Raw genomic sequence first — 17,465 nt, forward strand, 5'->3', positions numbered from 1 at the left:
CCTAGAGCAGCACCAGGGCCGCCCCCGCCAGGGCCAGCAGTGCGAGCACCAGCCCCGTCCGCCGCAGCCTCAGCTGCACCTCGCGAGCCTCTTGCGACGGCTCGTCGCGGGGGTCTGACCAGAGCACACCCCCACCCTGCAACGGCCTTCCGGCGCGGCGCCTGAGTATCCGTACTCACTCCGCCGCGCCGGGGCGCCGGGTCAGCGCGGCCAGAGGCTGGTGCGCCAGGCGTGCGGGCCCGGGGCGGGCAGCGGGCGGTGGGTGCGGGTGGTCCAGGCGGTGGCCGGGCCGCGCGCGGGGGCGTCGGCCCGCGCGGCGGCCCGGGACTGGACCACCGCCAGGACGGTGGCCAGCTCCTCGGGGGTCGGCTGCCCGTGCAGCACCTGGATGGGGGGCGTCATGGCGCGGGGGTTCCCTTCGGTCCGGGGGCGGGGCACTAGAGCGGGATGTTGCCGTGCTTCTTCGGCGGCAGCGCCTCCCGCTTGCCGCGCAGCGCCCGCAGCCCGCGGACGATGTGCCGCCTGGTCTCGCTGGGCGCGATCACCGCGTCCACGTAGCCGCGCTCGGCGGCCAGGTACGGGTTGAGCAGGGTGTCCTCGTAGGAGGCGAGGAGTTCGGCGCGGCGCTCCTCGCCGACGCCCTCGGCCTCGGCGGCGGCGATCTCCCGCCGGTGCAGGATGTTGACCGCGCCCTGGGCGCCCATCACGGCGATCTGGGCGGTCGGCCACGCGAGGTTGAGGTCGGCGCCCAGGTGCTTGGAGCCCATCACGTCGTACGCGCCGCCGAACGCCTTGCGGGTGATGACGGTGATCAGCGGCACGGTGGCCTCCGCGTAGGCGAAGATCAGCTTGGCGCCGCGCCGGATGATGCCGTCCCACTCCTGGCCGGTGCCGGGCAGGAAGCCGGGCACGTCGACGAAGGTCAGCACCGGGATGTTGAACGCGTCGCAGGTGCGCACGAAGCGGGCGGCCTTCTCGCTGGCCGCGATGTCCAGGCAGCCGGCCAGGTCCATCGGCTGGTTGCCGACCACGCCCACCGGGTGGCCCTCGACCCGGCCGAAGCCGACCACGATGTTGCCCGCGTACAGCGGCTGGACCTCCAGGAAGTCGCCGTCGTCCAGCACGTGCTCGATCACCCGGCGGATGTCGTACGGCTGGTTCGCCGAGTCCGGGACGATCGTGTCGAGTTCGAGGTCCTCGTCGGTGATCGACAGGTCCGCCTGCTCGGGGTAGGCCGGCGGGTCGGAGAGGTTGTTGGAGGGCAGGTACGAGAGCAGGCTCTTGACGTACTCGATCGCCTCCTTCTCGTCGGCGGCCAGGTGGTGCGCGTTGCCGGACTTGGTGTTGTGGGTGCGGGCGCCGCCCAGCTCCTCCATGTCCACGGTCTCGCCGGTGACGGTCCTGATCACGTCCGGGCCGGTGATGAACATGTGGGAGGTCTTGTCGGCCATCACCACGAAGTCGGTCACCGCGGGGGAGTAGACCGCGCCGCCCGCGCACGGGCCCATGATCAGCGAGATCTGCGGGATCACCCCGGAGGCGTGCACGTTGCGCCGGAAGATCTCGCCGTACAGGCCGAGCGAGACCACGCCCTCCTGGATCCGGGCGCCGCCGGAGTCGTTGATGCCGATCATCGGGCAGCCGGTCTTCAGCGCGAAGTCCATCACCTTGACGATCTTCTCGCCGAACACCTCGCCGAGCGAGCCGCCGAACACCGTGAAGTCCTGCGCGAACACCGCGACCTGGCGGCCGTCCACGGTGCCGTAGCCGGTGATCACGCCGTCGCCGTACGGGCGGTTCTTCTCCTGGCCGAAGTTGGTGGAGCGGTGCCGGGCGAACTCGTCGAACTCCACGAAGGAGTCCTCGTCGAGCAGTTCGAGGATCCGCTCACGGGCCGTCAGCTTGCCCTTGGCGTGCTGCTTCTCGACCGCCGCGGCCGAGCCGGAGTGCACCGCCTCGTCGATCCGCCGGCGCAGGTCGGCGAGCTTCCCGGCGGTGGTGTGCGGGTTCTGCGGTGCCTGGGTCATTCCGGGGGCTCTCCCTGCGTCCTCGGCCGCCGGCCCGGCGCGTGAGGGTTGCGGGCAGGGCGGCGCTGCGGTCTACCGTTGAGTAGCGTAACCAGCGCGGGGGCGCGCGCGGTTATGGCCATCGACACATCGTCCCACTGCCCGTTCTGCGGGACGATGATGCGGCGTACGGCGTCACGGAAGCGGCCTAGGCTGGCCCGGTGACCACTCCCGACAGTCCCCGTCCCCGCCGCTCCGGCCTGCGCGGCTTCGGCCACGACGGCCCCTCCCCGTGGACCGACCTGGAGCGCCCCCCGCTGGACGAACGGGCCCTGCGGCTCGACCTGCTGCGCCCCGGGGCCCTGTGGACCTCACTCGATGTGGTGACCGAGACCGGCTCCACCAACGCCGACCTCGCCGCCCGCGCCAAGGACGGCGCGCCCGAGGGCGCGGTGCTGGTCGCCGAGTCGCAGAACGCCGGTCGCGGCCGCCTCGACCGCCGCTGGAACGCCCCGCCGCGCTCCGGGCTGTTCCTGTCGGTGCTGCTGCGCCCGCAGGGCGTCCCGATGGAGCGCTACGGCTGGCTGCCGATCCTGATCGGCACCGCCGTCTCCGCCGCCCTCGACCGGATCGCCGAGGTGCGCACCGGCCTGAAGTGGCCCAACGACCTGCAGGCCGTCGTCGACGGGCAGGAGCGCAAGCTCGGCGGCATCCTCACCGAACTGTCCGGCGGCGCCGTGGTGGCCGGCCTCGGCCTGAACGTCTCGCTGCGCGCCGACGAACTGCCCGTCCCCACCGCGACCTCGCTGGCCCTGGCCGGCGCCGGCACCACCGACCGCTCGACCCTGCTGCGCGCCGTGCTGCGCGAGTTCGCCGAACTGTACGGCGAGTGGACCACCGCGGCCGGCGACCCGCACGCCAGCGGCCTGCTGCCCGCCTACACCGCCCGCTGCACCACGCTGAACCGCCCGGTGCGGGTCCAGCTGCCCGGGGAGCGCGAACTGCTCGGCGAGGCCGTCGCGGTGGACGGCGACGGCTGCCTGGTGGTGCGCACCCCCGACGGCGCCCGGCACCCCGTCGCCGCCGGGGACGTGGTGCACGTCCGCCCGCGGGACTGACCCCGCGGCGGCCGCGCCGGTCTCACCCAGCGGGACCGGCCGACCGGCTGCCGGGCGGATGCCCCGGATTACGCGATTCCGTGCGAACATTCCACCTGGCAGCGGTGTGAGGCTCGCCACTACCCCCGCGGTGGTCGCGTGCCCGCACCTCGAAGACGGCAAGACACAAGTGCGGCAGGCCGCACGGGGACGGACCGGTGACAGACAACGGCGGCGCCACGGAGGGCTCCGGCAACGGCGCGACGGGGGACGAGGCCACCGTCGCCACCGACCTGGAGCGGCTGATCCTCGACGCGCCGCGCAAGTACACCCCGTACCAGGCCGCGCGCGCCGCCGAAGTCCCGATGGACCTCGCCACCCGGTTCTGGCGCGCCATGGGCTTCCCCGACATCGGCCAGTCCCGCGCCCTCACCGACAACGACGTGATCGCGCTGCGCCGGCTGGCCGGCCTGATCGAGTCCGGGCTGCTCAGCGAGCCGATGGCGATCCAGGTCGCCCGCTCCACCGGCCAGACCACCGCCCGGCTGGCCGGCTGGCAGATGGACACCTTCCTCGACAACCTCACCCAGCCCGTCGAACCCGGCATGACCCGCTCCGACGTCGCCTACCCGCTGGTCGAACTGCTGCTCCCCGAGCTGGAGCAGTTCCTGGTGTACGTCTGGCGCCGCCAGCTGGCCGCCGTCACCGGCCGGGTGGTCGCCGCCGCCGAGGACCACGAGGTCACCTCCGGGCGGCTCGCCGTCGCCTTCGCCGACCTGGTCGGCTTCACCCGGCTCTCCCGCCGGCTGGAGGAGGAGGAACTCGGCGAACTCGTCGAGGGCTTCGAGAACACCTGCTCCGACCTGATCGCCGGCCAGGGCGGCCGGGTGGTCAAGACCCTCGGCGACGAGATCCTGTTCGTCTCCGAGGACCCGGCCACCGTCGCCGAGATCGCCCTCTCCCTGGTCGAGACCCTCGCCAAGGAGGACAACATGCCCGCCCTGCGGGTCGGCATGGCCTTCGGCACCGTCACCTCCCGGATGGGCGACGTCTTCGGCACCACCGTCAACCTGGCCTCCCGGCTGACCTCGATCGCCCCCAAGGACGCCGTCCTGGTCGACGGCGAACTCGCCGCCGCGCTCGACCAGCACGGCACCGCGACCCTCCCCGAGAGCGCCCCCGCCCCCGGCCACCGCTTCCACCTCCAGCCGATGTGGCGCCGCCCGGTCCGCGGCCTCGGCCTGGTCGAACCCTGGCTGCTCACCCGGGTGCCCACCAGCGACTGACTCCCGCGCTTCCTCCCCCGCTCTTCAGCCGCAAACCGCGCATACCCCCCTAGTCTGGGTAGAAGTGCCCCACGGGTAGGGAGAGGTCAACGGTGAGTGAGGCGACCATGGACGAGCGGGCCTCGTTCGAGGCGGCGGCGCCCGACCTGCGGCTGCAGGCCGTGGTGGAACTCGCCCAGGACATGGCGGGCGCGCTGACCCCGCTGGAGGCGGTCCGGGCCGCCGCCGCCCGGGCCGTCTCCGCGCTCGGTGCCACGATGGCCGCCGTCTCGGTCTGGGACCGCGAGTCCGGGCGGCTGCGGGTGCTCGTCAACCACGGCGAACTCTCGCCCGGCGAACAGGAGTTGCCCGAGGACGAGTCGTACCCGGTGGCCGACTTCCCGGAGATCGTCACCTACCTCGAGGAGCACTGGACCACCGGCCGACTACCCCGCGCCTGGGTCCAGACCGCCGAGGACAGCGGCCCGCACACCGGCCACGACCACCTCGGCTCCGGCGCGTTCTGCCGCCAGCGGGCCGCCGGGCTGCGCCGGCGCGGCCGCGGCTGCTGCCTGGTCGCGCCGATCGTCCTGCACGGCCAGGCCTGGGGCGAGCTCTACCTGGCCCGCGGCATCGGCATGCCGGTCTTCACCGGCGCCGACGCCGAGTACGCCACCCTGCTGGCCGCCCAGGTCTCGGCCGGCCTGGCCCAGACCGAACGGGTCGCCGACCTGCGCCGCCTCGCCTTCACCGACGCGCTCACCGGCCTGGCCAACCGCCGGGCCGTCGACGCCCGGCTCGACGAGGCGCTCAGGGCCCACACCCGGGACGGCGCGGTGGTCTCGCTGGTGGTCTGCGACGTCAACGGGCTCAAGCGGGTCAACGACCAGCTCGGCCACGAGATGGGCGACCGGCTGCTCGAACGCTTCGCCCACCAGCTCTCGCTGTCCGCCGCCAAGCTCCCCGGCAGCCTGGCCGCCCGGCTCGGCGGCGACGAGTTCTGCCTGCTCGCGGAGGGCCAGTCGGCCGACGAGGTGGTCGCCGTCGCCGAGGAACTCTGCGTCCGCGCCCTGGAGTTGACCGACGGCGAGGGCGTCGCCTGCGGCATCGCCTCCACCGGCGACTCGATCGGCCCGGTCACCACCCCCGACCGGCTGTTCCGGCTCGCCGACGCCGCCCAGTACCGGGCCAAGGCCGGCCGGGCCGCGCACCCCGTGGTGGCCGGTCGCAGCCACGGCCCCGCCTACGCCCCCGACCCGACGGTGCAGCTCGCCGACGCCGCCGACCCGCAGCAGCGCCGGGCCCCCGGCGGGCGGCCCAACGGCGACCGGCGGCGCTTCCGCGGCGCCGCGCACAGCGCCGACCCCGGGCAGCTGCTCGCCGCCGTCCTCGGCGCCCTCGACCAGGCCGGCCCGACCCACCCCGCCGACACCCTGGGACGGCTCGCCCTGGTCGCCGAGACCGCCTCCCGGCTGCTGAACGCCGTCGGCTGGTGGATCTCCTACGTGCCGCCCGGCTCCCGGCTGATGCGCACCGCCCGGCACGCGGTCTACCGGATGACCGGCGGTCCGGCCTCCGCCCGCGCCCAGACCCAGCGGGCCCAGATCGAGGCCCCCGACGCGGTCTTCGACCTGCGCCACTACCCGCTCACCTCGCGGGCCGTCACCGGCGGCTCCTTCACCCTCCGGGCCGGGGCCCCCGGCAACGACGCCGCCGAGGAGGCGGTCATGGTGGTCTCCGGCTACCGGGCGATGACCGCCGCGGGCGGCACCAACCCGGCCGGCGGCTGGCTGCTCGAACTCTTCGCGGACGAGTCCACCCTGCCGTTCACCCAGACCGCCCCGGCCCTGCGCGCCCTGGTCGCGGTCGCGCTCGCCGGGCCCTGCTCGCCGCCGCCCGCGTAGGCCCGGTCCGGCCGACCCCGCCGGACCGGCGCGCGGCGGCGGGCGCCCGGCAGGACGGGCCGGACCGGGCCCGGGCGCGGCTCAGGCGCCCGAGGGGACGACGGCCAGCCGGTCCACCAGCAGCTCCACCCGCTGCTCGGTGAACTCGCGCGGCAGCCGTCCGGTCCGGGTCAGGGTGGCCAGGCCGTGCAGGGCGGCCCAGAAGGTCTCGGTGAACAGCCCCGGGTGGACGCCCTCGCCGGTGACCTCGGCGAGGGGTTCCAGCAGGGCGGCGAAGGCGTCCTTGAGCGGGGCCGGGGTGTCCTCCTGGGCGTAGGGGAGGCCGCCGTCCAGCTGGAAGATCGCGTCGTAGACCGCCGGGTTCCGCTCGGCGAAGTCCAGGTAGGCGCGGGCCAGCGCGGCGACCCGGGCCCGCGGGCCGTCCGCCGCGGCGGTGGCGGTCCGCACCGCCGCGGCCAGTTCGGCGGCGCCCTCCAGGGCGACCGCGCCGATGATCTCGCGCTTGCCGCGGAAGTGGCTGTAGAGGACGGGCTGGCTGTACTCGATGCGTTCGGCGAGCCGGCGGGTGGTGACGGCGTCCCAGCCCTGCTGCTCGGCGAGTTCGCGGGCGGTGGCCACGATGAGGCGCTCGCGCCCGGCCCGTTCGCGTTCCTTGCGTTCCTGTACCGACATAAGTCGATCCTAGCATCGCTAGACAAGAGAGCGGCAGTAGTACTAGCGTTGCACCATCGCCTAGCGCCGCTAGGTCGAAGTCCGGGAGGGAACGCCATGATCAACGCGCTCGAGGTCGTCACCGTCGTCGCCGTCGGCCTGATGGTGGGGGTGGAGCTCGCCGTCGCCTTCGTGGTCAACCGGATCCTCGGCGCACTGCCCGAGGACAGCTACCAGCTCGGCCGCGCCCACGGCGGCCGGATGCTCGGCGCCCTGATGCCGTTCTGGTACTTCGGCTCGCTCGGCCTCGCCGCGGCCTGGGCCGCCGCCCGCTGGCACCACCCCGGCACCGGACTGGTGGTCGCCGCCGCCGGGCTGCTGGTGGCCAGCGTGCTGATGTCGGTGCTGCTGCTCGTCCCGATCAACAACCGGAGCAAGCACTGGACCCCGGAGAACCGGCCCGCCGACTGGCGCGAGCAGAGCGACCGCTGGGACCGCTACCACTACGCCCGGGTCGCGGTCCTGGTCGCCGCGTTCACCCTGCTGGTCGCCGCGCTGGTCTGAGCCGGACCGGGGCCGGGGCCCGGGCCGGGGCAGCGGCCGAGTCCCGGGCCGGGCTAGCCGATCCGGTCGGGGCGGGTGTAGACGTTCGCGGTGTCCTCGCGCAGGAAGCCGACCAGGGTCAGGCCCAGCTCCTCGGCCAGGTCGGCGGCCAGCGAGGACGGGGCGGAGACCGCGGCCAGCAGCGGCAGGCCGGCCAGCGCGGCCTTCTGGGTCAGCTCGAAGGAGGCCCGGCCGGAGACCAGCAGCAGGTGGCCGGCCAGCGGGAGCCGGCCCTCGCGCAGCGCCCAGCCGACCACCTTGTCCACCGCGTTGTGCCGGCCGACGTCCTCGCGCGCGCACAGCAGCGTCCCGTCCGCGGTGAACAGGCCCGCGGCGTGCAGGCCGCCGGTGCTGTCGAAGGTGCGCTGGGCGGCGCGCAGCCGCTCGGGGAGCAGGTAGAGGGTCTCGGCGGGGACGCTCAGCGGGTCGGTGGAGACGTCCCAGCGCGAGCGGGTCAGGACGGCGTCCACGGTGTCCCGGCCGCACAGGCCGCAGGCGCTGGTGGTCAGCAGGTTGCGGTGGGCCGACAGGGCCGGGCGGGCGCCGCGGACGGTGGCGTCGACCACGTTGTAGGTGTTGGCGCCCTCGGCGTCCGTCCCGGCGCAGTAGCGCAGCGCGGCCAGCTCCTCGGTGGCGCCGACCAGGCCCTCGCCGACCAGGAACCCGGCGACCAGGTCGAAGTCGTGGCCGGGGGTGCGCATGGTGACGGTCAGCGCCTCGCCGCCGATCCGGATCTCCAGCGGCTCCTCGGCGGCGAGGCTGTCGGGCCGCGCCCCCCGTTCCCCGCCGCGCAGCCGTACCACCCGTCGCCGTTCCGTTGCCCGCGCCATGCGTCTCGCACCTCCGCGGCCAGTCAACCACCGGCGGCGGGCCGGACGGGGTGCGCGACGCTGCTTGTCACATCACCATTCACCTGATGAGATTGTGCATATGGATATGCACAGTGTGGTCGTCCGGGTCGGCAAGGCCGACGTCAGCGCCGAGGACGTCCTCGCCGTCGCCCGCGGCGGGGCCCGGGTGGAGATCGGGCCGGACGCGCTCGCCGAGATGGCCGCCGCGCGGGCCCGGATCGACGCGCTGGCCGCCGAGCCGCGGCCGGTGTACGGCGTGTCGACCGGCTTCGGGGCGCTCGCGGTGCGGCACATCAGCCCCGAACTGCGGGCCCAGCTGCAGCGCTCGCTGGTGCGCTCGCACGCCGCGGGCATGGGCCCGGTGGTGGAGACCGAGGTGGTCCGGGCGCTGGTGTTCCTGCGGATGAAGACCCTGGCCTCCGGCCGCACCGGCGTGCGCCCGCTGGTCGCCGAGACGATGGCCGCCCTGCTGAACGCCCGGATCACCCCCGCGGTGCGCGAGTTCGGCTCGCTGGGCTGCTCCGGCGACCTCGCCCCGCTCTCGCACTGCGCGCTGGTGCTGATGGGCGAGGGCACCGCGTTCGGCCCGGACGGGGTGGAGAGGCCCGCCGCCGAACTGCTCGCCGCCGCCGGGATCGCACCCGTCGAACTGCTGGAGAAGGAGGGCCTGGCCCTCATCAACGGCACCGACGGCATGCTCGGCATGCTCGTGATGGCGCTCGCCGACCTGCGCCGGCTCTACACCACCGCCGACGTCACCGCCGCGATGAGCCTGGAGGCGCTGCTCGGCACCGACAAGGTGCTCGCCCCCGAACTGCACGCCCCGATCCGCCCGCACCCCGGGCAGGCCGCCGCCGCCGCCAACATGCTGGCCGTGCTGCGCGGCTCCGGCCTGACCGGCCACCACCAGGACGACGCGCCGCGGGTCCAGGACGCGTACTCGATCCGCTGCGCCCCGCAGGTCGCCGGCGCCGGCCGGGACACCCTGGCGCACGCCGCGCTGGTCGCCGAACGGGAACTGGCCGCCTCGGTGGACAACCCGGTGGTGCTGCCCGACGGCCGGGTCGAGTCGAACGGCAACTTCCACGGCGCGCCGGTCGGCTACGTGCTGGACTTCCTGGCGATCGCCGCCGCCGACCTGGCCTCGATCTCCGAGCGGCGCACCGACCGGCTGCTGGACAAGGCCCGCTCGCACGGCCTGCCCGCCTTCCTGGCCGACGACCCGGGCGTCGACTCCGGCCTGATGATCGCCCAGTACACCCAGGCCGCGCTGGTCAGCGAGAACAAGCGGCTCGCGGTGCCCGCCTCGGTCGACTCCATCCCGTCCTCGGCGATGCAGGAGGACCACGTCTCGATGGGCTGGTCCGCGGCCCGCAAGCTGCGCCAGGCGGTGGCCAACCTCGGGCGGGTGCTCGCGGTGGAACTCGTCGCCTCCGCACGGGCGTTGGAGATCCGGGAGCAGGCCGCCGAGCAGCCGGGCGCGCTCGCCCCGGCGACCGCCGCCGCGGTCGCCGCCGCCCGCGCGGCCGGCGTCGGCGGGCCGGGCCGGGACCGCTTCCTCTCCCCGGACCTGGAGGCCGCCGCCGACCTGGTCGCCTCCGGCGCGCTGCTGGAGGCGGTCGAGCGGGTCACCGGACCGCTGGCCTGACCGGCCGCGGGACGGGCGGGCCGGGCGGCGCACCCGCCGGCTCGCGCTCCGGAGCCGCCCGTCCCGTCAGGCGATACGCGATTGCCCACCTGGCGGGACTGCGCCACAGTCGTCCCACCGTCGAAGCCACCGGCGACCGCCCAACCGAGCGTGGAGGTAGCGCACATGACCGCCCTGGACGAGACCGGCACCGCCACCGGGCCCTCCGCCCGGCTGCTCCACCTCTTCGAAGGCCACCGCCTCACGCCCACCCAGCGGCGGATCGCCCACTCGCTGGTCCGGCACGCCGCCGAGGCGCCGTTCCTGTCCAGCGTGGAGGTCGCCGAACTGGCCGGGGTCAGCCAGCCCTCGGTGACCAGGTTCGCGGTCGCGCTCGGCTACGACGGCTACCCGGCGCTGCGCAAGCAGCTGCGCGAGCTGGGCGTCGGCGAGCCGGGCACCCCCGAGAGCCACCACGACGTGGTGCGCAACGAGCACCAGCAGGCCGTGCTGGCCGAGATCGAGCACCTGCGCCACCTCGCCGAACTGCTCGCCGACCCGGCCCCGATCGTCCGGGCCGCCCGGATCCTGGCCGCCTCCCGCCCGCTGCCCGTGCTCGGCCTGCGGGCCGCCTCCGCGCAGGCCCGCGGCTTCGCGTACTTCGCCGGCAAGGTGCACCCCGACATCCGGCTGCTCGACGAGGGCGGCTCGATGCTCGCCGACCGGCTGGAGCAGGTCGCCGCCGCCGGGGCCACCGCGCTGCTCTGCTTCGCGCTGCCGCGCTACCCGCGCGAGCTGATGGACGCCCTCGCGGTGGCCCGGGAGTGCGGGCTGACGGTGCTCACCGTCGCCGACTCGGCGTTCGCCCCCGTCGCCAAGCTCTCCGACGTCCTGCTGCCCGCCGCCGTCGGCACCGGCCTGGTCTTCGACACCGCGTGCGCGCCGATGATGCTCGGCCGGGTCCTGCTGCAGACCATGTGCGACGAACTGCCGGACGCCGAAGCCCGGCTGGAGGCGATCGAGCAGTCCGCGACGGCCCGTCAGCTCTTCCTGGACTGACACCTGTTGTTCGCCGAATGACACCTTTCCACCGGGTTGGCGACGGGCGGTGAGCGGGCATGCCTCTCGGTAGGGAGAAGACAGCTCGGACGGGGGAAGTCCAATGCCACCGCCGATCCACCAGATGAGACTCACCGGCCGGCTCGGTTCCGGGGCCGACGAATGGTCCTGCCCGCTCTGCGGCCGCCGCATCGCGCTGCGCCGCCTGCCCGACCCCGAACTGATCGTCCTCGACCCGGGCGACGAGGAGGCCGTGCACATCGGCGTCCTGGAGCCCGGCGACCCGGCCTCCGAGGCCGCCGCCGCCCGCTACGGCGTCGGCCCGGTCCAGCACATCCCGCGCCCCCCGGCCCGCCCCGGCCAGCCGACCCCCGAGCCCGACGCGGCCGACCGCCGCTGGCTGGCCGAGATCGGCATCGACTGGGACGGCGACGAGGCGGCCTGAGCCACCGCCCGCGGCGGCGCGGACGGGAGCAGACTGGAGGTGGCGCACCGGACGGGTGCGGTGGCGGGTGATGGCGATGAGGTACTGGCACCACGGGCCCCGCGGCGGAATGCCGTGGGTCTGGCCCGGGATCGTGTTCCTGCTGTTCGGGTTGCTGCTGGTGGTCCTGCTGGCCGTGCTGTGGCGGGTGGCCGGGCAGCACCGGACGACCGGCGGCCCGGCGCCCCGGTGGGGGAGCGCCCCGCCGCCGGCCCGGCACGCCGAGGCGGAGCGGCTGCTGGGCGAACGGCTGGCCCGGGGCGAGATCGAGGTCGAGGAGTACCGGCGGCGGCTGGCCGCGCTGCGCGGCGAGCCGGGAGAGGAGAGGTCCGCGGGGGAGGGGCCGGACTGATCCGCGGGCGCGGGACTCTGGCCGGGCCGCTGCTGTTTGGATATATTCAGCCTCGTTGATCGTGAATGGAATCCATCCGGTAGGAGGCTGGCCCATGGCAGAGCAGACGAGCGGCCCGCGCGAGGTCCGCGCGGCCCGGGGCACCGGGCTGAGCACGCAGGGCTGGCAGCAGGAGGCCGCCCTGCGGATGCTGATGAACAACCTGGACCCGGAGGTCGCCGAGCACCCCTCCAAGCTGGTGGTCTACGGCGGCACCGGCAAGGCCGCCCGGGACTGGCGCTCCTTCGACGCGATGGTGAGGACCCTGCAGGGCCTCAAGCAGGACGAGACCATGCTGGTCCAGTCCGGCCGCCCGGTCGGCGTGATGCAGACCCACGAGTGGGCGCCGCGGGTGCTGATCGCCAACTCCAACCTGGTCGGCGACTGGGCGAACTGGGAGGAGTTCCGCCGCCTGGAGTCGCTCGGCCTCACCATGTACGGCCAGATGACCGCCGGCTCCTGGATCTACATCGGCACCCAGGGCATCCTCCAGGGCACCTACGAGACCTTCGCCGCCGTGGCGAACAAGAAGTTCGGCGGCACGCTGGAGGGCACCGTCACCCTCACCGCCGGCCTCGGCGGCATGGGCGGCGCCCAGCCGCTGGCCGTCACCATGAACGGCGGCGTGGCGATCTGCATCGACTGCGACCCGTCCCGGATCGCCCGCCGGATCGAGCACCGCTACCTCGACGTCGAGGCCCGGAACCTCGACCACGCCCTCCAACTGGCCGTCGAGGCCCGCGACAAGCGGCAGCCGCTCTCCATCGGCCTGCTCGGCAACGCCGCCGACCTGCTGCCGCAGCTGCTCGCCCTGGACGCCCCGATCGACATCGTCACCGACCAGACCAGCGCCCACGACCCGCTCGCCTACCTGCCCACCGGCGTCGCCTTCGAGGACATGGCGGCCTACGCGGCCGACAAGCCCGCCGAGTTCACCACCCGGGCCCGCGAGTCGATGGCCCGGCACGTGGAGGCGATGGTCGGCTTCCAGGACCGCGGCGCGGAGGTCTTCGACTACGGCAACTCGATCCGCGGCGAGGCCCAGCTCGCCGGGTACGACCGGGCGTTCGCCTTCCCCGGCTTCGTCCCCGCGTACATCCGGCCGCTGTTCTGCGAGGGCAAGGGCCCGTTCCGCTGGGCCGCGCTCTCCGGCGACCCGAAGGACATCCACAGGACCGACAAGGCCGTCCTCGACCTGTTCCCGGAGAACGAGTCGCTGCACCGCTGGATCACCATGGCCCAGGAGAAGGTGCACTTCCAGGGCCTGCCCGCGCGGATCTGCTGGCTCGGCTACGGCGAGCGCGACAAGGCGGGCGAGCGGTTCAACGACATGGTGGCCTCCGGCGAGCTGTCCGCGCCGATCGTGATCGGCCGCGACCACCTGGACTGCGGCTCGGTCGCCTCCCCCTACCGGGAGACCGAGGCGATGCTCGACGGCTCCGACGCGATCGCCGACTGGCCGCTGCTCAACGCCATGGTCAACGTGGCCTCCGGCGCCTCCTGGGTCTCCATCCACCACGGCGGCGGCGTCGGCATCGGCCGCTCGATCCACGCCGGGCAGGTCACCGTCGCCGACGGCACCGCGCTGGCCGGCGAGAAGATCCGCCGGGTCCTCACCAACGATCCCGGCATGGGCGTCATCCGGCACGTCGACGCCGGCTACGACCGGGCGGACGAGGTCGCCGCGGAGCGGGGCGTGCGCGTGCCCATGAACGAGCACAGCCCCGTGGTCGAGCTGTGAGCTTCGACGCGATGTGGGCGGAGCTGCTCCCCGTGGGCCGCTCCGCCGCCACCGGCGGCTACCGGCGGCACGCCTGGAACTCCGCCGACGCCGAGGGCCGGGCCTGGTTCGAGCAGCAGGCCCGGTCCCGGGGGCTGGCGTACGAGACCGACCGCAACGGCAACCAGTGGGCCTGGCACGGGGACCCGGCCGCCGGGAACGCCGTGGTCACCGGCTCGCACCTGGACTCCGTCCCCGACGGCGGCGCCTACGACGGGCCGCTCGGGGTGGTCTCCGCCTTCGCCGCCCTCGACGAACTGCGCGCCCGCGGGGCCGGGTTCACCCGCCCGCTGGCGGTCGTCAACTTCGCCGACGAGGAGGGCGCCCGGTTCGGCGTCGCCTGCGTCGGCTCCCGGCTGGCCACCGGCGCGCTCGACCGGGACGCCGCGTACGCGCTGCGCGACGCCGACGGCGTCCGGCTGCCCGACGCCATGGAGAAGGCCGGGCACGACCCGGCGCTGATCGGAGCCGACCCCGAACGGCTCGGCCGGATCGGCGCGTTCGTCGAACTCCACGTCGAACAGGGCCGGTACCTCACCGAGCGGCAACCGGTCGGCGTGGCCGGCGCGATCTGGCCGCACGGGCGGTGGCGGTTCGACTTCCACGGCGAGGCCAACCACGCCGGCACCACCCTGCTCGCCGACCGCCGCGACCCGATGCTCACCTACGCCACCACGGTGCTCGCCGCCCGCAAGAAGGCCCGGCTGGCCGGGGCGCTCGCCACCTTCGGCAAGGTCGCCGTCGAACCCAACGGCACCAACGCGATCGCCTCGCTGGTCCGCGGCTGGCTGGACTCGCGCGCCCCCGACGAGCAGACGCTCCGCCGGGTGGTCGACGCCATCGAGCAGGCCGCCGTCGAACGCGGCGGGCGCGACGGCGTCCGGGTCGAGCTCACCCGCGAGTCGTACACCCCCGTGGTCGACTTCGACGGCCCGCTGCGCGACCGGCTCGCCGCCCGGCTGGACGCCCCCGTGCTGCCCACCGGCGCGGGACACGACGCCGGGATCCTGGCCGCGGCCGTCCCGACCGCCATGCTGTTCGTGCGCAACCCCAGCGGGGTCTCGCACTCCCCGGCCGAACACGCCGAACGGGCCGACTGCCACACCGGCGTCACCGCCCTGGCCGACGTACTGGAGGACCTCGCATGCCGGCCGTCGTGACGTACTGGGCCGAACACGCCTGGCTGCCGCACCGGGGCGGCCCGGCCGTCCGGCCCGAGGTGCTGATCACCGCCGGCCCGGACGGCCGGATCACCGGGGTCGTCCCCGACAGCGGACCCTGCCCCGCCGGGGCGGTCCGGCTGGCCGGGCTCGCCCTGCCCGGCCAGGCCAACGCGCACTCGCACGCCTTCCACCGGGCGCTGCGCTCCACCGTGCAGGTCGGCTCGGGCACCTTCTGGACCTGGCGCGACACCATGTACAAGGCCGCCGCCGCGCTCGACCCCGACCGCTACCTGGCGCTCGCCACCGCCGTCTACGCCGAGATGGCGCTCGCCGGGATCACCGCCGTCGGCGAGTTCCACTACCTGCACCACGCGCCCGGCGGCGCCCGCTACGCCGACCCCAACGCGATGGGCGCGGCCCTGGTCGAGGCCGCCGCCCGGGCCGGCATCCGGATCACCCTGCTCGACACCTGCTACCTGTCGTCCGGGTTCGGCGCCGAACCCACCGGGCCCCAACTCCGGTTCTCCGACGGGGACGCCGACGCCTGGGCCGAACGGGCCTCCGCCCTGACCGGCGCCGAGCACGCCCGGATCGGCGCCGCCGTGCACAGCGTCCGGGCCGTCCCCGCCGGGCAGTTGGACACCGTCGCGCAGTGGGCCGCCACCCGCGGGGCCCCGCTGCACGTCCACCTCTCCGAGCAGACCGCCGAGAACGACGCCTGCCTCGCCGCGCACGGCGTCACCCCGACCCGGCTGCTCGCCGACCACGGCGTGCTCGGCCCGCGCACCTCCGCCGTGCACGCCACCCACCTCACCGACGAGGACGTCCGGCTGCTCGCCGACACCGGCACCACCATCTGCATGTGCCCCACCACCGAACGGGACCTCGCCGACGGCATCGGCCCGGCCCGGCGGCTCGCCTCGGCCGGCTGCCCGGTCACGCTCGGCTCCGACAGCCACGCCGTGATCGACCCGTTCGAGGAGGCCCGCGCCCTCGAACTCGACGAGCGCCTGCGCACCCGCACCCGCGGCCACTGGACCGCGAACGCCCTGCTGAAGGCCGGCACCGCCGACGGCCACGCCTCGCTCGGCTGGCCCGAGGCCGGCCGCCTGGAGGCCGGCGCGCTCGCCGACTTCTGCGTCCTGGCCCTCGACACCGTCCGCACGGCCGGGGCGCCGCCCGTGCTCGGCGCCGAGACCGCGGTCTTCGCGGCGGGCGCGGCCGACGTCCGCCACCTGGTGGTCGGCGGGCGGCACGTCGTCCGGGACGGCGTGCACCGGCTCGTCCCGGAGACCGGGCGGGCGCTCGCCGCGGCCATCGGCGCCCTGCGGTAACGCCGCCTGCGGCAACGGCCCGCCCCCCGTCCGACCGCCCCCGCCGGGGCGCCCGACTCCCGTGAAGGACCAGCGCGTTCATGAGCCTGCTCATCAGCAACATCGGTTCGCTCGTCACCAACGACCCGGCCCTGGGCGAGGGCCCGCTCGGGCTGCTCGCCGACGCCGCCGTGGTGGTGGACGGCGAGCGGATCGCCTGGGTGGGCCCGGCCGCGGACGCGCCCGCCGCCGACGAACACGCCGACGCGGGCGGCCGGGCCCTGCTGCCCGGCTTCGTGGACAGCCACTCGCACCTGCTGTTCGCGGGCGACCGGACCGCCGAGTTCAACGCCCGGATGTCGGGGCGGGCGTACAGCGCGGGCGGCATCCGCACCACCGTCGCCGCGACCCGGGCCGCCCCGGACGCCGAGCTGAACGCCAACCTGACCCGCTACCTGGCCGAGATGCTGCACCAGGGCACCACCACCGTCGAGGTGAAGTCCGGCTACGGGCTGAGCACCGAGGACGAGGCCCGGGCCCTGCGGATCGCCGCCGGGCACACCGCCGAGACCACCTACCTGGGGGCGCACGTGGTGGCGCCCGAGTACGCGGACGACCCGGCCGGGTACGTCGAGCTGGTGACGGGCGAGATGCTGGCGGCCTGCGCCCCGTACGCCCGCTGGGTGGACGTGTTCTGCGAACGCGGCGCCTTCGACGGCGACCAGGCGCGGGCGGTGCTGACCGCCGGGAAGGCCGCCGGCCTGCTGCCGCGAGTGCACGCCAACCAGCTCGGCCACGGCCCCGGCGTGCAGCTCGCGGTGGAGCTGGGCGCCGCGTCCGCCGACCACTGCACCCACCTGACCGACGCGGACGTCGCCGCGCTGGCCGACGGCGACACGGTCGCCACGCTGCTGCCGGGCGCCGAGTTCTCCACCCGGGCGCCCTACCCGGACGGCCGCCGGCTGCTGGACGCGGGCGCCGCCCTCGCGCTGTCCACCGACTGCAACCCGGGCTCCAGCTTCACCAGCTCGATGCCGTTCTGCGTGGCCGTCGCCGTCCGCGAGATGGGCCTGACCCCCGACGAGGCGGTGCACGCCGCCACCGCGGGCGGCGCGCTCGCGCTGCGCCGCACCGACGTGGGCCGGATCGCCCCCGGCGCCCGGGCGGACCTGCACCTGCTGGACGCGCCCTCGCACGTCCACCTGGCGTACCGCCCGGGCGTCCCGCTGACCGCCGCCGTCTGGCAGGGCGGCGTCCGCAGGGTGTGACGC

At 75.0% G+C, this 17,465-nt stretch carries 16 protein-coding genes and 1 pseudogene; 12 read left to right on the plus strand and 5 right to left on the minus strand.

All coding sequences use genetic code 11. The features are described from left to right. Nucleotide 1: 1 nt before the first annotated feature. The 3 genes from mmpB to EDD39_RS11100 all read right to left on the minus strand — a co-directional run bounded on the left by mmpB (nucleotide 2) and on the right by EDD39_RS11100 (nucleotide 2,027). A complete protein-coding gene (gene mmpB, locus EDD39_RS41995; RefSeq protein WP_255358028.1) occupies nucleotides 2–127 on the minus strand; it encodes a morphogenic membrane protein MmpB in 126 nt (41 codons plus the stop codon). Between the two features lie 74 nt (nucleotides 128–201). Continuing rightward, nucleotides 202–402, minus strand: a complete 201-nt coding sequence (locus EDD39_RS11095) for an acyl-CoA carboxylase subunit epsilon (protein ID WP_123555227.1) — start codon at nucleotides 400–402, stop codon at nucleotides 202–204. Between the two features lie 35 nt (nucleotides 403–437). Further along, nucleotides 438–2,027, minus strand: coding sequence for an acyl-CoA carboxylase subunit beta (locus tag EDD39_RS11100; RefSeq protein WP_123555229.1), 1,590 nt, complete (start codon nucleotides 2,025–2,027; stop codon nucleotides 438–440). 200 nt (nucleotides 2,028–2,227) lie between these two features. Here EDD39_RS11100 and EDD39_RS11105 point away from each other — a divergent pair, with 200 nt between their 5' ends. The 3 genes and pseudogenes from EDD39_RS11105 to EDD39_RS40810 all read left to right on the plus strand — a co-directional run. Next, nucleotides 2,228–3,124 (plus strand): biotin--[acetyl-CoA-carboxylase] ligase, encoded by an 897-nt coding sequence (locus EDD39_RS11105; protein ID WP_425269677.1) that lies wholly within the window; start codon nucleotides 2,228–2,230, stop codon nucleotides 3,122–3,124. Between the two features lie 197 nt (nucleotides 3,125–3,321). Beyond that, nucleotides 3,322–4,389, plus strand: coding sequence for an adenylate/guanylate cyclase domain-containing protein (locus tag EDD39_RS11110; RefSeq protein WP_123555231.1), 1,068 nt, complete (start codon nucleotides 3,322–3,324; stop codon nucleotides 4,387–4,389). Between the two features lie 182 nt (nucleotides 4,390–4,571). Continuing rightward, nucleotides 4,572–5,714 (plus strand): annotated as a pseudogene (locus tag EDD39_RS40810) (GGDEF domain-containing protein); the annotation flags it as partial. A 639-nt stretch (nucleotides 5,715–6,353) separates the two neighbouring features. Here the strand turns inward: EDD39_RS40810 and EDD39_RS11120 are convergent. Continuing rightward, nucleotides 6,354–6,944, minus strand: coding sequence for a TetR/AcrR family transcriptional regulator (locus EDD39_RS11120; RefSeq protein WP_123555235.1), 591 nt, complete (start codon nucleotides 6,942–6,944; stop codon nucleotides 6,354–6,356). 96 nt (nucleotides 6,945–7,040) lie between these two features. Here EDD39_RS11120 and EDD39_RS11125 point away from each other — a divergent pair, with 96 nt between their 5' ends. Next, nucleotides 7,041–7,487, plus strand: coding sequence for an anthrone oxygenase family protein (locus tag EDD39_RS11125; RefSeq protein WP_123555237.1), 447 nt, complete (start codon nucleotides 7,041–7,043; stop codon nucleotides 7,485–7,487). 53 nt (nucleotides 7,488–7,540) lie between these two features. On the opposite strand, the gene fdhD is transcribed toward EDD39_RS11125, so the two are convergent. Then, entirely contained in the window at nucleotides 7,541–8,356 is an 816-nt protein-coding gene (gene fdhD / locus EDD39_RS11130) for a formate dehydrogenase accessory sulfurtransferase FdhD (RefSeq protein WP_123555239.1), read from the minus strand. Between the two features lie 106 nt (nucleotides 8,357–8,462). On the opposite strand from fdhD, the gene hutH reads away from it, so the two are divergent. From hutH to hutI, 8 genes are all read left to right on the plus strand, one after another. Further along, nucleotides 8,463–10,025 carry a histidine ammonia-lyase gene (gene hutH / locus EDD39_RS11135; RefSeq protein ID WP_123555241.1) on the plus strand — a complete coding sequence of 521 codons (1,563 nt, stop codon included), beginning with the start codon at nucleotides 8,463–8,465 and terminating at the stop codon, nucleotides 10,023–10,025. 165 nt (nucleotides 10,026–10,190) lie between these two features. After that, a complete protein-coding gene (locus tag EDD39_RS11140) occupies nucleotides 10,191–11,063 on the plus strand; it encodes a MurR/RpiR family transcriptional regulator (RefSeq protein WP_030457256.1) in 873 nt (290 codons plus the stop codon). 124 nt (nucleotides 11,064–11,187) lie between these two features. Further along, nucleotides 11,188–11,508, plus strand: coding sequence for a hypothetical protein (locus EDD39_RS11145; RefSeq protein WP_123818266.1), 321 nt, complete (start codon nucleotides 11,188–11,190; stop codon nucleotides 11,506–11,508). 76 nt (nucleotides 11,509–11,584) lie between these two features. Next, nucleotides 11,585–11,899: an SHOCT domain-containing protein gene (locus tag EDD39_RS11150; protein WP_208765478.1), complete on the plus strand. Its 315-nt coding sequence runs from the start codon at nucleotides 11,585–11,587 to the stop codon at nucleotides 11,897–11,899. Between the two features lie 94 nt (nucleotides 11,900–11,993). Next, complete coding sequence (gene hutU, locus EDD39_RS11155) at nucleotides 11,994–13,679, plus strand: urocanate hydratase (RefSeq protein ID WP_123555247.1); 1,686 nt, start codon at nucleotides 11,994–11,996, stop codon at nucleotides 13,677–13,679. An 11-nt stretch (nucleotides 13,680–13,690) separates the two neighbouring features. Next, nucleotides 13,691–14,878 carry an allantoate amidohydrolase gene (locus EDD39_RS11160; RefSeq protein ID WP_123560327.1) on the plus strand — a complete coding sequence of 396 codons (1,188 nt, stop codon included), beginning with the start codon at nucleotides 13,691–13,693 and terminating at the stop codon, nucleotides 14,876–14,878. Beyond that, nucleotides 14,863–16,215, plus strand: coding sequence for a formimidoylglutamate deiminase (locus EDD39_RS11165; protein ID WP_123555249.1), 1,353 nt, complete (start codon nucleotides 14,863–14,865; stop codon nucleotides 16,213–16,215). Before EDD39_RS11160 ends, EDD39_RS11165 begins: the two co-directional genes overlap by 16 nt. Before the next feature lie 80 nt (nucleotides 16,216–16,295). Beyond that, nucleotides 16,296–17,462, plus strand: a complete 1,167-nt coding sequence (gene hutI / locus EDD39_RS11170; protein ID WP_123555251.1) for an imidazolonepropionase — start codon at nucleotides 16,296–16,298, stop codon at nucleotides 17,460–17,462. The last annotated feature ends 3 nt before the right edge of the window (nucleotides 17,463–17,465 follow it).

The sequence above is a fragment of the Kitasatospora cineracea genome (assembly GCF_003751605.1).
Lineage (GTDB): Bacteria > Actinomycetota > Actinomycetes > Streptomycetales > Streptomycetaceae > Kitasatospora > Kitasatospora cineracea.

Bases quoted from the DNA above. Each gene is read 5' to 3' on its own strand.
- EDD39_RS11095 (WP_123555227.1), bottom strand. From the start codon at position 402: ATGACGCCCCCCATCCAGGTGCTGCACGGGCAGCCGACCCCCGAGGAG.
- EDD39_RS11100 (WP_123555229.1), bottom strand. From the start codon at position 2,027: ATGACCCAGGCACCGCAGAACCCGCACACCACCGCCGGGAAGCTCGCC.
- EDD39_RS11120 (WP_123555235.1), bottom strand. From the start codon at position 6,944: ATGTCGGTACAGGAACGCAAGGAACGCGAACGGGCCGGGCGCGAGCGC.
- EDD39_RS11125 (WP_123555237.1), top strand. From the start codon at position 7,041: ATGATCAACGCGCTCGAGGTCGTCACCGTCGTCGCCGTCGGCCTGATG.
- fdhD (WP_123555239.1), bottom strand. From the start codon at position 8,356: ATGGCGCGGGCAACGGAACGGCGACGGGTGGTACGGCTGCGCGGCGGG.
- hutH (WP_123555241.1), top strand. From the start codon at position 8,463: ATGCACAGTGTGGTCGTCCGGGTCGGCAAGGCCGACGTCAGCGCCGAG.
- EDD39_RS11140 (WP_030457256.1), top strand. From the start codon at position 10,191: ATGACCGCCCTGGACGAGACCGGCACCGCCACCGGGCCCTCCGCCCGG.
- EDD39_RS11145 (WP_123818266.1), top strand. From the start codon at position 11,188: ATGAGACTCACCGGCCGGCTCGGTTCCGGGGCCGACGAATGGTCCTGC.
- EDD39_RS11150 (WP_208765478.1), top strand. From the start codon at position 11,585: ATGAGGTACTGGCACCACGGGCCCCGCGGCGGAATGCCGTGGGTCTGG.
- hutU (WP_123555247.1), top strand. From the start codon at position 11,994: ATGGCAGAGCAGACGAGCGGCCCGCGCGAGGTCCGCGCGGCCCGGGGC.
- EDD39_RS11160 (WP_123560327.1), top strand. From the start codon at position 13,691: ATGTGGGCGGAGCTGCTCCCCGTGGGCCGCTCCGCCGCCACCGGCGGC.
- EDD39_RS11165 (WP_123555249.1), top strand. From the start codon at position 14,863: ATGCCGGCCGTCGTGACGTACTGGGCCGAACACGCCTGGCTGCCGCAC.
- hutI (WP_123555251.1), top strand. From the start codon at position 16,296: ATGAGCCTGCTCATCAGCAACATCGGTTCGCTCGTCACCAACGACCCG.